The sequence below is a fragment of the Burkholderia sp. 4NA327C6 genome (assembly GCF_005502655.1).
Classification (GTDB): Bacteria; Pseudomonadota; Gammaproteobacteria; order Burkholderiales; family Burkholderiaceae; genus Burkholderia; species Burkholderia contaminans.
The window spans coordinates 19,560-34,347 of record NZ_SCNZ01000022.1; the positions used below are offsets into that span (position 1 = coordinate 19,560).

12 protein-coding genes and 1 pseudogene are annotated in these 14,788 nt (G+C 68.8%); 11 read left to right on the forward strand and 2 right to left on the reverse strand.

The features are described 5' to 3' along the window. Positions 1-127 precede the first annotated feature (127 nt). Positions 128-1,069 (reverse strand): LysR substrate-binding domain-containing protein, encoded by a 942-nt coding sequence (locus FFS49_RS22045; protein ID WP_071334750.1) that lies wholly within the window; start codon positions 1,067-1,069, stop codon positions 128-130. Between the two features lie 204 nt (positions 1,070-1,273). Between FFS49_RS22045 and FFS49_RS22050 the strand changes: the two genes are divergently transcribed. Together FFS49_RS22050 and FFS49_RS22055 are read left to right on the forward strand one after the other, a co-directional pair. After that, a complete protein-coding gene (locus FFS49_RS22050; RefSeq protein ID WP_105819001.1) occupies positions 1,274-2,314 on the forward strand; it encodes an alpha/beta fold hydrolase in 1,041 nt (346 codons plus the stop codon). A gap of 159 nt (positions 2,315-2,473) precedes the next feature. Then, the gene (locus FFS49_RS22055; RefSeq protein WP_105819002.1) at positions 2,474-3,229 is read left to right on the forward strand and encodes a 4'-phosphopantetheinyl transferase superfamily protein; all 756 of its coding nucleotides are present in this window, start codon (positions 2,474-2,476) and stop codon (positions 3,227-3,229) included. Between the two features lie 21 nt (positions 3,230-3,250). On the opposite strand, the pseudogene FFS49_RS22060 reads toward FFS49_RS22055, so the two are convergent. Further along, a pseudogene (locus tag FFS49_RS22060) lies at positions 3,251-3,519 on the reverse strand (amino acid ABC transporter substrate-binding protein); the annotation flags it as partial. Between the two features lie 310 nt (positions 3,520-3,829). Here FFS49_RS22060 and hutH point away from each other — a divergent pair. From hutH to FFS49_RS22110, 9 genes are all read left to right on the forward strand, one after another. Next, on the forward strand, positions 3,830-5,353 hold the full coding sequence (hutH, locus tag FFS49_RS22065; protein WP_071334746.1) for a histidine ammonia-lyase: 1,524 nt from the start codon (positions 3,830-3,832) through the stop codon (positions 5,351-5,353). 4 nt (positions 5,354-5,357) lie between these two features. Continuing rightward, positions 5,358-6,053 (forward strand): histidine utilization repressor, encoded by a 696-nt coding sequence (hutC, locus tag FFS49_RS22070; protein WP_039369341.1) that lies wholly within the window; start codon positions 5,358-5,360, stop codon positions 6,051-6,053. Between the two features lie 39 nt (positions 6,054-6,092). Further along, positions 6,093-7,781 (forward strand): urocanate hydratase, encoded by a 1,689-nt coding sequence (gene hutU / locus FFS49_RS22075; RefSeq protein WP_039369338.1) that lies wholly within the window; start codon positions 6,093-6,095, stop codon positions 7,779-7,781. Positions 7,782-7,783: 2 nt separating this feature from the next. Next, positions 7,784-8,407 carry a HutD family protein gene (locus tag FFS49_RS22080; RefSeq protein WP_105819003.1) on the forward strand — a complete coding sequence of 208 codons (624 nt, stop codon included), beginning with the start codon at positions 7,784-7,786 and terminating at the stop codon, positions 8,405-8,407. Positions 8,408-8,411: 4 nt separating this feature from the next. Continuing rightward, the gene (gene hutI, locus FFS49_RS22085; protein WP_039369333.1) at positions 8,412-9,635 is read left to right on the forward strand and encodes an imidazolonepropionase; all 1,224 of its coding nucleotides are present in this window, start codon (positions 8,412-8,414) and stop codon (positions 9,633-9,635) included. 4 nt (positions 9,636-9,639) lie between these two features. Continuing rightward, positions 9,640-11,016, forward strand: coding sequence for a formimidoylglutamate deiminase (locus FFS49_RS22090; protein ID WP_105819004.1), 1,377 nt, complete (start codon positions 9,640-9,642; stop codon positions 11,014-11,016). 59 nt (positions 11,017-11,075) lie between these two features. Next, the gene (gene hutG, locus FFS49_RS22095; protein WP_105819005.1) at positions 11,076-11,873 is read left to right on the forward strand and encodes an N-formylglutamate deformylase; all 798 of its coding nucleotides are present in this window, start codon (positions 11,076-11,078) and stop codon (positions 11,871-11,873) included. 758 nt (positions 11,874-12,631) lie between these two features. Beyond that, positions 12,632-13,438 carry a gamma-glutamyl-gamma-aminobutyrate hydrolase family protein gene (locus tag FFS49_RS22105; protein ID WP_105819006.1) on the forward strand — a complete coding sequence of 269 codons (807 nt, stop codon included), beginning with the start codon at positions 12,632-12,634 and terminating at the stop codon, positions 13,436-13,438. A 12-nt stretch (positions 13,439-13,450) separates the two neighbouring features. Beyond that, complete coding sequence (locus tag FFS49_RS22110) at positions 13,451-14,788, forward strand: glutamine synthetase family protein (RefSeq protein WP_137910455.1); 1,338 nt, start codon at positions 13,451-13,453, stop codon at positions 14,786-14,788.

Genomic DNA, 14,788 nt, shown 5'->3' on the forward strand with positions numbered 1-14,788 from the left:
GGGCTCGTTGCCGCTCAAGCGATCATTCGGTCAGGTTGGCATGCATATCGGGAATGCGAAGCGGTGCGCGTGGAGGGGGCGGGAGCGCCCGGCAGGGGGCAGGGTAATTCGCAAAGGCGGCGCCGGCTTACGCCGACACCGTGTCGTGCACACGCATCGCGGTGTCGCATTCGGCTGCTTCGGCGAGCATCCAGTCGCGGACCTCGGCGACTTCGCGGCGCGGGGCCGGATCGTGCTGGAACAGCCAGTAGCCATACGCATCCGACAGCGCCTGCGTGTGCGGACCGAGCACCGCGAGCCGCCCGTCCGCGAGCATCGGCGCGACGAGTGCGAGCCGGCCGAGCGCGACGCCCTGGCCCGCGATCGCAGCCTGGATCACCTGGTCGTACTGGTTGAAGCGCAGCACGCCTTTCGGGCGCGCGTCGCCGAGCCCGGCCGCGTGCAGGTGCGTGCGCCACTGCAATTGCGGCTGCGGCGGCCCGTCGAATTCGAGCAGCACGTGGTCGGCGATCGCGGCCGCGTTCGTGACGGGCCGTGCCGCGAGCGCAGGATGGGCGACCGGCACGACGATCTCGTCGAACAGCCGCAGCGCGCCGGCCGGCGCGCGCTCGCGCGGACAATAGCGGATGCCGAGGTCGATGCCTTCGGCGCGCAAATCGAGTACCTTGTCGTTCGCGGCGACGCGCAGGTCGATCTCCGGCAGGCGCGCCTGCAGCCGCCCGAGCCGCGGCAGCAGCCACAGCGCGGTGACGCCGATGCTCGCGGTGATCGTGACGGGCTGGCGCTCGCGCGTGGCCGCGAGCGACGCGACGGTGTCCTGCAGCCCGTGCAGTGCCGCATCCGCGACGCGAAACAGCCGCTCGCCTTCCGGCGTGAACGCGATCTTCCGGTAGCCGCGCTGCAGCAACGCGACGCCGAGGTGCGCTTCGAGCGCGTGCACCTGGCGGCTGACCGCCGATTGCGTGACGCAGAGGTCCTGCGCGGCCAGCGTGATGCTCATGCGGCGGCCGACGGCGACGAAACCGCGGACGAGATCGAGCGACGGAAGACGGACGAGCGGCGTTGACATGCGCGTGACTCATGCGAACGGAGCAGCAAGATTGGTTGAGAACGCGGGGCGCGTCAAGTTCAATGGAGGCTGGTGCGGGCGGTGAAGGATGGCGCGGGAGCAGGCGCTCGTCCGTTGACGCGTTGGCCGGCCGCAAAGCATGGGCACGAGCGGGCACCGCGGCGCTGACCCGGACGGACCGCGAAGCATGGGACCGGAGACACGATGACGATTTCGAACGAAGGCAGCGAAATGACGCAGGCCACCCGCGCGGCGGACGCATTGCCTCCCGAGCCGGTGACGCTGCGCGCGGCCGACGGCTACGCATTGCGCGGCCATGTATGGCGCCATCGCGGCGGTGGTGTCACGCGCCCCGTGACGGTCGTCAATTGCGCGACGTCGGTGCGTTGCGACTACTACTTTCGTTTTGCGGCCTGGCTGTTCGCGCAGGGGCGCGACGTGCTCGTCTACGACTATCGCGGCATCGGCGGGTCGCGCCCGGCGCAGCTTGCGAAGCTGCGCGCGAACTGGCTGGACTGGGGGCGGCTCGATTGCGAAGCCGCGCTGCACTACGTACGCGACGCGTTTCCGGGCCAGCCGATCGACGTCGTCGCGCACAGCATCGGCGGGTTCGCGCTCGGGCTCGCCGCATCGAACGTCCACGTGCGGCATGCGGTGACGGTCGGCGCGCAGTATGCGTACTGGCGCGATTACCGGCCGGCCGAGCGGCGGCGCATGTGGTGGAAGTGGCACGTCGCGATGCCGGTGCTCGCGGCCGTGTTCGGCTACGTGCCCGCGAAGCGGCTCGGCTGGATGGAGGACACGCCGCGCGGCGTCGCGTTGTCGTGGGTCCGCTCGCAGGCGCGTTTCGAGGAGGGCTATACGAGCGGCCCGCTCGCCGAACCCGCGGCGACCCGCGCCGCGTTGCCCGCCCGTTTCGCAGGGTTGTCGGCGCCGATGCTCGCGATCGGTCTCGACGACGACGGGTTCGGCACGGTCGAGGCGATCGAGCGGCTGCTCGGCTACTACACGGGCAGCGACGTCACGCATCTGCGGATCGCGCCGGTCGACATCGGCGTCGACGCGATCGGCCATTTCGCGTTTTTCCACAGCCGCTTCACCGAAACACTGTGGCCGCTCGCGCTCTACTGGCTGCAGCACGGCGTGCTGCCGGCCGATGCGCCGGGCAAAGTGCATGCGCTTCACCCGGCATCGCGCGGGCGGGGGCCCCGCAGCGGCGTGCCGGGCGCTGCCGCGAACGGGTGAGCGGGCGGCCGCGTCACGCGCCGGTGCCTGCCGCGAGCACAACGAGCATCAGCGTTGCGTTCAGTGCCGGCAGCATCGACGCCAGCGGGCCGTAACGGTTCGCCATACCGCCCGATCGATTAACATCGGACGTTTCCTTCCACAGGCCGCCGCACGTCGATGCCCGTCCCGCCCGATTCCGCTTCTCCGTCCGACATTCCCCGCGCCTGGCACATGCAGCGGCTCGACACGCCGCCCGCCGCGTCGCGCGCCGGTGTGCAGATCGCGCGCGTCGATTTCGACTGGCGCTTGCCGCTTGCGTCGCCCGCATATGCGGCACTCAGCGATGACGAGCGCGCGCGGGCCGCACGCTTCATGCGGCACGAGGATGCGGTGCGCAGCGCCGCGACGCGTGCCGCGCTGCGCGACGTGCTCGGCACGGCCCTCGGCATCGCGCCGCAGGCGGTGGCGATCGTCGTCGACGCCTCGGGGCGACCGTCGCTGGACGGCGCGCATCGTGCCTCGCTCGACTTCAACGTATCGCACGCGGGCGACCATGCGCTGCTTGCGTGGGCTCCCGGCGGCCGCGTGGGCGTCGATATCGAGCGCTGCAACCGCGCGACCGACTGGCGCGCGCTGACGCGCGAAGTCTGCGCGCCGGCTGAGGCCGCCTATCTCGACAGCCTGCCGCCTGACGCGCGCGCAGGCGCATTCATGCGCGTCTGGTGTGCGAAGGAGGCGCTGCTCAAGGCGCTCGGCACGGGCATCGTCGGCGGGCTGAGCGCGTTCGCGGTCATGCCGCCGCGCGATGGCGCGACCCCCGCGACGACGATCGTCGAGCCGGCCGCGCCCGCCGCCGGCGTCGCGGCGTTCAATGCGGCGTGGTTCGACGCGGCGCCCGGCTATGCGGCGTGCGTCGCATGGACGCGTGCGTGAGCCGCGGTCGGTGCGCGGCGCTCACTCGAGCGGCGCGTCGTTCGGCGCCGCATGGCGCGCATCGATCACGTCGCTCATCGCGAAGTCGAACGACAGCCCCTTCGGCGGCACCGGCTTCATGAACCGCTGGTCGCACAGCGCGTCGATCTCGTCGCGCTTCATCAACTCTGCACGAGCACGCCGCCGCCGAGCGCCTTGAACGGCCGATCGTTCTTGCGCAGCATGCACCCGTAGGTTTCCGACGATCGCGGCGTGCCGACGATCCGCCGGTCGGCCGGCTTCGCGGCCAGCGACGCGCCGCGGGCGAGTGCGCACGCGGCGAACGGCAAGGGGCGAGCAGCAATGGGCGGCCGAACCCGGCGGCGAATCGTGACGGGAAGGGCATGGCGGCCCCCCCGCGGCGAACGATGATCCGGACGTTGCCAAAAATAAAATAACTGCAACGTGTGTTAAGCGCCGGATCACGCGGGCCGATCCGGCGGCCCGTGCCGGGCATCAGGGAAACTCCCGAGTCGAAATCAGTGAAATACGGGTTGTCTAGACAAGTTGGCGTGGCTACACTTCAATCCATTCCGAACTTGTCTAGACAGGATTGCTCACATGATTACGTTGACCCCCGGCCACCTGACCCTCCCGCAACTGCGCCAGATCGCTCGCGAATCCGTGCAGCTCAAGCTCGACCCGGCGAGCTTCGCGAAGATCGACGCCGGCGCGAAGGCCGTTGCCGACATCGCCGCGAAGGGCGAGCCGGCCTACGGCATCAACACGGGCTTCGGCCGCCTGGCCAGCACGCACATCCCGCACGACCAGCTCGAACTGCTGCAGAAGAACCTCGTGCTGTCGCACGCGGTCGGCGTGGGCGAGCCGATGGCACGCTCGTCGGTGCGCCTGCTGATGGCGCTGAAGCTGTCGAGCCTCGGCCGCGGCCACTCGGGCATCCGCCGCGAAGTGATGGACGCGCTGATCACGCTGTTCAACGCGGACGTGCTGCCGCTGATCCCGGTGAAGGGCTCGGTCGGCGCATCGGGCGACCTGGCTCCGCTCGCGCACATGTCGGCCGTGCTGCTGGGCGTCGGCGAAGTGTTCATCCGCGGCGAGCGCGCAAGCGCACTCGACGGCCTGCGCGTTGCCGGCCTCGCGCCGCTGACGCTGCAGGCGAAGGAAGGCCTGGCGCTGCTGAACGGCACGCAGGCATCGACCGCGCTGGCGCTCGACAACATGTTCGCGATCGAAGACCTGTACCGCACCGCGCTCGTCGCCGGCGCGCTGTCGGTCGACGCGGCTGCCGGCTCGGTGAAGCCGTTCGACGCACGCATTCATGAACTGCGCGGCCACCAGGGCCAGATCGACGCCGCCGCGTCGTATCGCGACCTGCTCGAAGGCTCGCCGATCAACCAGTCGCACCGCGACTGCGACAAGGTGCAGGACCCGTACAGCCTGCGCTGCCAGCCGCAGGTGATGGGCGCGTGCCTGGACCAGATGCGCCATGCGGCCGACGTGCTGCTGGTCGAAGCGAACGCCGTGTCGGACAACCCGCTGATCTTCCCGGATACCGGCGAAGTGCTGTCGGGCGGCAACTTCCACGCCGAACCCGTCGCGTTCGCGGCCGACAACCTCGCGCTCGCCGCAGCGGAAATCGGCGCGCTGGCCGAACGCCGCATCGCGCTCTTGATCGACGCGACGCTGTCGGGCCTGCCCCCGTTCCTCGTGAAGGACGGCGGCGTGAACTCGGGCTTCATGATCGCCCACGTGACGGCTGCCGCACTCGCGTCGGAAAACAAGACGCTCGCGCACCCGGCCTCGGTCGACTCGCTGCCGACCTCGGCGAACCAGGAAGACCACGTGTCGATGGCGACGTTCGCCGCACGCAAGCTCGCCGACATCGCGGACAACACGAAGCACATCCTCGCGATCGAACTGCTGGCCGCCGCACAAGGCGTCGACCTGCGCGCGCCGTACCACACGAGCCCGAAGCTGGCGCCGGTGATGGAAACGATCCGCGGCAAGGTTGCGCACTACGAGCTCGACCACTACTTCGCACCGGATATCGCCGTGATCGCCAAGCTGGTCGGCGAGCGCGCGTTCGCGAAGGTCGCGCCGTTCTCGTTCGCGTCGGAACAGTAAGCCCATGAGCGCGCCGGTCTACCAGGAGATCAAGGATTTCATCCTGGCCCGCATCCACGCAGGCGAGTGGGAGGAGGGCGACCAGGTGCCGTCCGAGAACGAGCTGGCGCGCGAATTCAAGGTGGCACGCATGACCGTCAACCGCGCGCTGCGCGAGTTGACGGCCGAGCAGGTGCTCACGCGCATGAAGGGGGCGGGCACCTACGTCGCGCGGCCGAAGTACGAGTCGACGCTGGTGGCGATCCGCAGCATCTCGGAGGAAGTCGGTGCACGCGGGCATGCGTATCACGCCAGCGTGCTCGGCCTCGACACGATCCGCGCCGACGAGGCGCTCGCCGACGAGATGCAGGTGGCCGTGCGCACGAAGCTGTTTCATTCGCAGGTGCTGCACTTCGAGAATGACGAGCCCGTGCAGCTCGAAGAACGATGGGTGAATCCGGCGGTCGCGCCGGATTACGCCGAGCAGGATTTCACGAACACGACGCCGAACCTGTACCTGATGCGCGCGGCTCCGCTGCAGCGCGTCGAGTACCGGATCGAAGCGGCGGCCCCGGCGCCGGAGCGGCGCGAGCAGCTGCGGATGGACGACGTCGAGCCGTGTCTGGTTTTACATCGACGCACCTGGTCGCAGGGCGTCGTCGCCTCGGTGGCGAATTTGTGGCATCCCGGCAGCCGTTATCGCTTCACCGGGCATTTCTGATTCCTATTTGATATTCATTTTCCTTCGGGAGCAGTCGTCATGAACCATCCGAAACACATCGATCCCCGTCTCGATCCGACGCGCACGATCCGCGCGCCGCGCGGCAGCGAGAAAGTCTGCAAGACCTGGCTGGCCGAAGCGGCCTACCGGATGATCCAGAACAACCTCGACCCGGAAGTCGCCGAGCATCCGCATGCGCTCGTCGTGTACGGCGGCATCGGCCGCGCGGCACGCAACTGGGAATGCTACGACCAGATCCTCGCGTCGCTGAAGGATCTCGAGGAGAACGAGACGCTGCTGATCCAGTCGGGCAAGCCGGTCGGTGTGTTCCGCACGCACAAGGATGCGCCGCGCGTGCTGCTCGCGAACTCGAACCTCGTGCCGCACTGGGCGAACTGGGATCACTTCCACGAGCTCGATCGCAAGGGCCTGATGATGTACGGCCAGATGACGGCCGGCAGCTGGATCTACATCGGCAGCCAGGGCATCGTTCAGGGCACCTATGAAACGTTCTTCTCGGTCGCGAACCAGCACTTCAACGGCGATCCGTCGGGCCGCTGGATCCTGACGGGCGGCCTGGGCGGCATGGGCGGCGCGCAGCCGCTGGCCGCGACGATGGCCGGTTTCTCGATGATCGCGGTCGAATGCGACGAGACGCGCATCGACTTCCGCCTGAAGACGCGCTACGTCGACAAGAAGGCGACGACGCTCGACGAGGCGCTCGGCATGATCGAGGAAGCCAAGCGCACCGGCAAGCCGGTGTCGATCGGCCTGCTCGGCAACGCGGCCGACGTGTTCGCGGAACTCGTCACGCGCGGCATCACGCCGGACTGCGTGACCGACCAGACGAGCGCGCACGATCCGATCAACGGCTACCTGCCGCAAGGCTGGACCGTCGCGCAATGGCGCGAAGCGCAGAAGGTCGATCCGCAGAGCATCGTGAAGGTCGCGAAGCAGTCGATGGCCGTCCAGGTGCGCGCGATGCTCGCGCTGCAGGAACGCGGCGCGGCGACGCTCGACTACGGCAACAACATCCGCCAGATGGCGCTGGAAATGGGCGTCGAGAACGCATTCGACTTCCCGGGCTTCGTGCCGGCGTACATCCGCCCGCTGTTCTGCGAAGGCAAGGGCCCGTTCCGCTGGGTCGCGCTGTCGGGCGATCCGGAAGACATCTACAAGACCGACCAGAAGGTGAAGGAGCTGATCCCCGACGATCCGCACCTGCACAACTGGCTCGACATGGCGCGTGAGCGCATTGCGTTCCAGGGCCTGCCGGCACGGATCTGCTGGGTCGGCGTGAAGGATCGCTATCGCCTCGGCCAGGCGTTCAACGAGATGGTCAAGAACGGCGAGCTGAAGGCCCCGATCGTGATCGGCCGCGACCACCTCGACACCGGTTCGGTCGCGAGCCCGAACCGCGAGACGGAAGCGATGAAGGACGGCTCGGACGCCGTGAGCGACTGGCCGCTCCTGAACGCACTGCTGAACACCGCAGGCGGCGCATCGTGGGTGTCGCTGCACCATGGCGGCGGCGTCGGCATGGGCTTCTCGCAGCACTCGGGCGTCGTGATCGTCGCCGACGGCACCGCCGAAGCGCACGAGCGTCTCGGCCGCGTGCTGCTGAACGACCCGGCGACGGGCGTGATGCGCCATGCGGATGCCGGCTACGAACTCGCGCAGCAGACGGCCCGCGAAGCCGGCCTGAAGCTGCCGATGCTCGGCCGCTGAGCATGACGGCGCTCCACCAGGCGCCGGTGAACGCGACGCTGGCCGCCGCGCTGATCCGCGCAGCGGATCTCGTCGCGTCGCCATGGAAGAACGGCGGCGGCGTGACGCGCGAAATCGGCGCGTTTCCGCCGGGCGCCGCGCTCGACGCGTTCGCGTGGCGCGTGAGCGTCGCCGACGTCGGCACGGCCGGGCCGTTCTCGCGTTTCGACGGAATCGACCGCACGCTCGTGCTGCTGTCCGGCGCGGGCATGACGCTCGCCGAGGAAGGCGGCGCACGCCACGTGCTCGACGCTCCGCTGGCCCGCGCGGATTTTGCGGGGGAAGCGGCGATCGACGCGACGCTGCACGATGGCGCCACGCGCGACTTCAACCTGATGACGCGCCGTTCGGCCGCGCGCGGCGCGCTCGACGTATGGCGTGCAGGCGCGCACCGCATCGAGCATGCCGATACCGTGCTGCTGCATTGCGCGGCCGGCGAGGTCGCCGTCGAAATCGACGGCACGCGCTACACACTGGAAGAAATGGACACGCTGCGGCTCGACGGGCCGCAGCGTGCGTTTGACGTCGTCGTGAGCGGTAGCGGCGCGTTGCTCGCCGTGTCGCTCGCCATCGGCGAACGAGACTGAACGCATGAAACCGACTGTCTGGCATCACCTGAGGCTGTGTCCGCACGGCCATCCTGACGAGACGATCGACGACGCGGCAATCGCCGTCGACGAAACCGGCACGATCGTCTGGCTCGGCGCGGTGTCCGCGCTGCCGCACGGTTACGCCCACTGGCGGCGCGAGGATCTGCACGGCGCGTGGGTGACGCCGGGCCTCGTCGACTGCCATACGCACCTCGTGTACGGCGGCACGCGTGCCGACGAATTCGCGCAGCGCCTCGCGGGCGTGAGCTATGAGGAAATCGCGCGGCAGGGCGGCGGGATCGTGTCGACGGTGCGCGCGACGCGCGCGGCCGACGAGACGACGCTGTTCGTGCAGGCCGCGGCACGCCTGCAGCCGCTGCTCGCCGAAGGCGTGACCGCGATCGAGATCAAGTCGGGCTACGGGCTCGACCTCGCGAGCGAACGCAAGATGCTGCGCGTCGCGCGCCAGCTCGGCGAACGCTTTCCGGTCACCGTCTACACGACCTTCCTCGGTGCGCACGCGTTGCCGCCCGAATATGCGGGCCGTGCGGATGCGTACATCGACGAAGTGTGCGACCGGATGCTGCCGGCGCTGGCCGACGAAGGGCTCGTCGACGCGGTCGACGTGTTCTGCGAACGCATCGGCTTTTCGCTCGCGCAGACCGAGCGCGTGTTCGAGGCCGCGACGCGGCGCGGGCTGCCCGTGAAGCTGCATGCGGAGCAACTGTCGAACGCGGGCGGCACGGCGCTTGCCGCGCGTTATCGCGCGCTGTCCGCCGATCACCTCGAATTTCTCGACGAAGCGGGCATCGAGGCGATGAAGGCAGCCGGTACGGTTGCCGTGCTGCTGCCCGGCGCGTACTACTTCATCCGCGAGACGCAACTGCCGCCGATCGAACTGCTGCGCAAGCACGGCGTGCCGATCGCGCTCGCGACCGATCACAATCCCGGCACGTCGCCGCTCGAATCGCTGCTGCTGACGTTGAACATGGGCTGCACGCTGTTCCGCATGACGGTGCCCGAGGTGCTGCAGGGCGTCACGTGCCATGCGGCCGCGGCGCTCGGCCGCGCGGATCGCCACGGCGCGCTCGAGGTCGGTCGCCAGGCCGACTTCGCCGCGTGGTCGGTCGGCTCGCTGGCGGAGCTCGCCTACTGGATCGGCCGGCCGCTGTGCGAGCAGGTCGTACGCGGCGGCACGACCGTGTTTCGCCGGATGAATGGATAGCCTCATGACCGACACCACGTTGTTTGCAGACCATGCGTACCTGCCCGATGGCTGGCGCCGTAACGTACTGCTGCGTTGGGACGCGGCCGGCACGCTGACCGGCGTGACGCCCGACACCGACGCACCGGCGGGCGTCGCGCGCGCGGCCGGGCCCGTGCTGCCCGGCATGCCGAACCTGCACTCGCACGCGTTCCAGCGCGCGATGGCCGGGCTCACCGAATACCGTGCGAATCCGTCCGACAGCTTCTGGAGCTGGCGCGACCTGATGTACCGCTTCGCGCTGAAGATCACGCCCGACGCGCTCGCGGCGATCGCGCGCTGGCTGTATGTCGAGATGCTCAAGTGCGGCTACACGTCGGTGTGCGAATTCCACTACGTGCACCACACGCAGGACGGTTCGCGCTATCCGCAGATCGCGGAACTCGGCACGCGCGTGATCGACGCCGCGCGCGCGGCCGGCATCGGCATCACGATGCTGCCGGTGTCGTACCAGTTCGCCGGCTTCGGCAACAAGCCGCCGCGTGACGACCAGCGCCGCTTCATCAATACGCCCGACGGCCTGCTCGAACTGCTCGACGCGATGCGCCGCGTGGCGCCGGAGCATGGCGGGCTGCGCTACGGCGTGGCACCGCACTCGCTGCGGGCGGTATCCGAAAACGGCTTGCGCGTGCTGCTCGACGGGCTGCCCGGCGATGCGCCGGTGCATATCCATATCGCCGAGCAGACGGCCGAAGTCGACGATTGCGTGCGTGCGTACGGCGCGCGCCCCGTGCAATGGCTGCTCGATCGTTTCGACGTCGATGCGCGCTGGTGCCTCGTGCATGCGACGCACGTCGACGCGGCCGAAACGGCAGCGCTCGCGAAGCGTCGCGCGGTCGCCGGCCTGTGCCTGACGACCGAAGCGAACCTCGGCGACGGCGTGTTCCCCGCTGTCGACTATCTCGCGCAGGGCGGCGTGATCGGCGTCGGCTCGGACAGCCACGCGTCGGTCGACTGGCGCTCCGAGCTGCGCCTGCTCGAATACGGGCAACGGCTCGTGCATCGCGCGCGCAACGTGCTGGCGAGCGAGTCGCAGGCGCATGTCGCCGATCGCCTGTTCGACGCGTCGCTCGCGGGCGGCGCACAGGCCAGCGGGCGGCGCGTCGGTGCGCTGCAAGAAGGGTGCCGCGCGGACTGGCTCGTGCTCGATCCCGATCATCCGGCGATCGCCGAGCACGACAGTACGTCGTGGCTGTCGGGTATCGTGTTCGCGGAGCACGGCGAGACGCCGGTGCTCGACGTCTACACGGGCGGCGAGCGCGTCGTGAGCGGCCGCCGTCATCGCGACGAAGCCGCCGCGTATGCCGACTACCGCGCCGCGCTGGCGCAACTGCTGCGCTGATGCGCGCAACCGGCGCACGCCGCAAGCGTGCGCCGGCAGACCTCCAACGGTGATGCGACATGACTGAACAACCGGCTGTATTCACGCTGAAGCAGGGCACGCTGCCGCTGCTGATCTCGATTCCGCACGCAGGCACGCACATCCCCGACGACATCGCCGCGACGATGACGGCCGATGCGCGTTTCGTCGACGATTGCGACTGGCATCTCGAACGGCTGTATGGATTCGCGGCCGATCTCGGCGCATCGATCCTCGTACCGTCGCATGCGCGTTACGTCGTCGACCTGAACCGGCCGCCCGACAACGAGAACCTGTACCCGGGGCAGGACACGACCGGGCTCGTGCCGGTCGATACGTTCGACAAGGCGCCGCTGTATCCGGCGAACGCGCTGCCCGGCAACGACGAGATCATGCGTCGCCGCGATCGCTACTGGCTGCCGTATCACGACGCGCTGCAAGGCGAGGTGGCACGCCTGAAGCGCGAGCACGGCCGCGTGCTCGTGTGGGAAGCGCATTCGATCCGCTCGCACGTGCCGCGCTTCTTCGACGGCCGGCTGCCCGACTTCAACTTCGGTACGTCGAGCGGCGCGAGTGCCGCGCCGGGCCTGGCCGAGGCGCTGGCCGCGCGCGTGCTCGAACATGGCGGCTATACGGCGGTCGCGAACGGGCGCTTCAAGGGCGGCTACATCACGCGTCACTACGGCGTGCCCGCTACCGGCGTCGAGGCCGTGCAGCTCGAGCTCTCGCAGATCACCTACATGGAAGAGACGCGTCCTTACGCGTATGACGAAGCGCGTGCGGCGCGGATTGTGCCGCTATTGCAGACGCTCGTCGAAACCGCGCTCGCGCATCGTTGAGCGCGGGCCGCACGGATGCGGCAGCGCGGCGCAGCGGGTGCGTCACGGCCCGCCGGCACGCAGCGTGCCGCACCGATGCAATGCACAACACGGCATCGATCCACAGGATCGATGCCGTTTTTTTCGTATCGCTTTCGTCTGATCGATGTCGTCATCGGCACCTGAAAATTTGACGCAATTTTTAGTTGATATAAGCTGAATGTCAGGAAGTCGTCACGCGCGCACGTGCGGCGGGGCCATCGATCGTGGCCGCACCGCGCCGGAATGCGCTGCGAGACACCTTGCCGACGTGTCGCCGCGCGGCATTGCCGCATGCGCTTGATCGCGACACGTGTCCTGCATTCATCCGTCAGTCGAGTACGATCGTGAAAGCCGCCAGCCCTTCGATACGCCGGACGCGAAGTCCGTCGGCGGGCGCGCCGCCTCAGGCCGGGCCGATCCGGCATGCTGATCGCGGCACGCGTGCCGCCCCTTTACGCGAGCCTCGCTTCTTCGCCATTTCCGATCGCGGCGTGCGCCGCTTCAATCTCGTGTCCGCGCACGTGTTCAGCGCGGTGCAGTGCGACGGCAGCGCATCGTTGTTGCCCTAGCGTCGTTTTCCGCTTCCGTTCCGGGTCGCACCGCCCGTTGCCGCATCGTCCGCGCGGCAGGATCACGCATGGGCATGCGCCATGTCGTGGCGCGCGCGTGCGGTGCCGGCGCGAACCTTCAACGTCCCGCGTGCAGACACATCGCGCGCAATTGCCGGAGAGCCGCCCATGCGTGCGCGCCCGATCGTAGCCGTCACCGCCGACCGCATCCTGCGCGGGGCGCATCCGAACCACACGGCGGGGGAGAAGTACCTGGCCGCGCTCGTCGACGGCGCCGGCGCGCTTGCGTTCGTGCTGCCCGCGCTCGGCGCGCGCCAGCCGGCCGACGCGATCGTCGCGGCGATCGACGGCTTGCTGTTGACCGGCAGTTATTCGAACGTCGAGCCACATCACTATGGCGGCGCCGCGAGCGCACCCGACACGCTGCATGACCCCGCGCGCGACGCGACCGCGCTGCCGCTGATCCGTGCGGCGATCGACGCCGGCGTGCCCGTGCTCGCAATCTGTCGCGGCATGCAGGAGCTGAATGTGGCCTATGGCGGCACGCTGCATCAGCGGCTGCACGCGACGACCGGCTTCGACGATCACCGCGAGCGGCCCGCCGATCCGCTCGAACGGCAGTACGGCCCCGCGCACGTCGTGCGGTTCGCGCCGGGCGGCCTGCTGCAGCGGGTTGCGGGCGGCGCGCAGGAAGCGACGGTCAATTCGCTGCACGACCAGGGCATCGCGCAACTCGGTGCGGGGCTCGTCGTCGAAGCCAGTGCGCCCGACGGGCTGGTCGAGGCCGTCAGCGTGCGCGGCGCGCACGCGTTCGCGCTCGGCGTGCAGTGGCATCCCGAATGGCGCTACGCGGAGCAGCCGCTGTCGCGCGACATCTTCGCGGCATTCGGCGCGGCGTGCCGCGCGCGCATGACGCATCGCATTCATGCAGCCGGCGGCGCGATGCCGTCGCCGGCCGCATCCGACGTCGACTGATAGAGGCCGATCATGCAACCCGAACTGAGTGAATTCCTGCGGCAGCACCGCATCACCGAGGTCGAGGCGATCATTCCCGACATGGCCGGTATCGCGCGCGGCAAGATCATTCCGCGCAACAAGTTCGAATCCGGTGAATCGATGCGCCTGCCGCAGGCCGTGATGGTGCAGACCGTCACCGGCGACTACCCGGAGGACGGCACGCTGACCGGCGTGACCGACCCCGACATGGTGTGCGTGCCCGATCCGTCGACGATCTGCCTGATTCCGTGGGCCGTCGACCCGACCGCGCAAGTGATCCACGACTGCGTGCACTTCGACGGCTCGCCGGTCGAGATCTCGCCGCGCTATGTGCTGCGACGCGTGCTCGACCTGTACAAGGCGAAGGGCTGGCAGCCGGTCGTTGCACCCGAGCTCGAGTTCTATCTCGTCGACATGAACGCCGATCCCGACTTGCCGCTGCGCCCGCCCGTCGGCCGCACCGGGCGTGCGGAGACCGGCCGGCAGTCGTATTCGATCGAGGCCGTGAACGAATTCGATTCGCTGTTCGAGGATATCTACGAATACTGCGAGATGCAGGGACTTGATATCGAGACGCTGATCCACGAGGTCGGCGCAGCGCAGATGGAGATCAACTTCGTGCATGGCGATGCGCTGTCGCTCGCCGACCAGGTGTTCCTGTTCAAGCGCACCGTGCGCGAGGCGGCGCTGCGTCACAACATGTATGCGACGTTCATGGCGAAGCCGATGCAGGACGAGCCCGGCTCGGCGATGCATATCCACCAGAGCCTGGCCGACGCGCGTACGGGGCGCAACCTGTTCTCCAACGAGGACGGTGCGGTATCGCCGATGTTCCACAGCTATCTCGCGGGGCTGCAGAAGTACACGCCCGCACTGATGCCGATCTTCGCGCCGTACATCAACTCGTATCGCCGCCTGTCGCGTTTCATGGCTGCACCGATCAACGTGCAGTGGGGCTACGACAACCGGACGGTGGGCTTCCGCATTCCGCAGTCGGGCGCGTCGGCGCGCCGTATCGAGAACCGGATTCCGGGCGTCGACTGCAATCCGTACCTCGCGTTCGCCGCGACGCTCGCGGCCGGCTATCTCGGCTTGACCCAGCAGCTCGCACCGACCGAGCCGATCGCGTCGGACGGCTACAACCTGCCGTACCAGCTGCCGCGCAATCTCGAGGAGGGCATCTCGCTGATGGCGGCCTGCACGCCGCTGGCCGGCATTCTCGGCGACAAGTTCGTGAAAGCGTACCTGGCGCTGAAGGACACCGAATACGAAGCGTTCTTCCGCGTGATCAGCTCGTGGGAACGCAGGCATTTGCTGCTGCACGTCTGA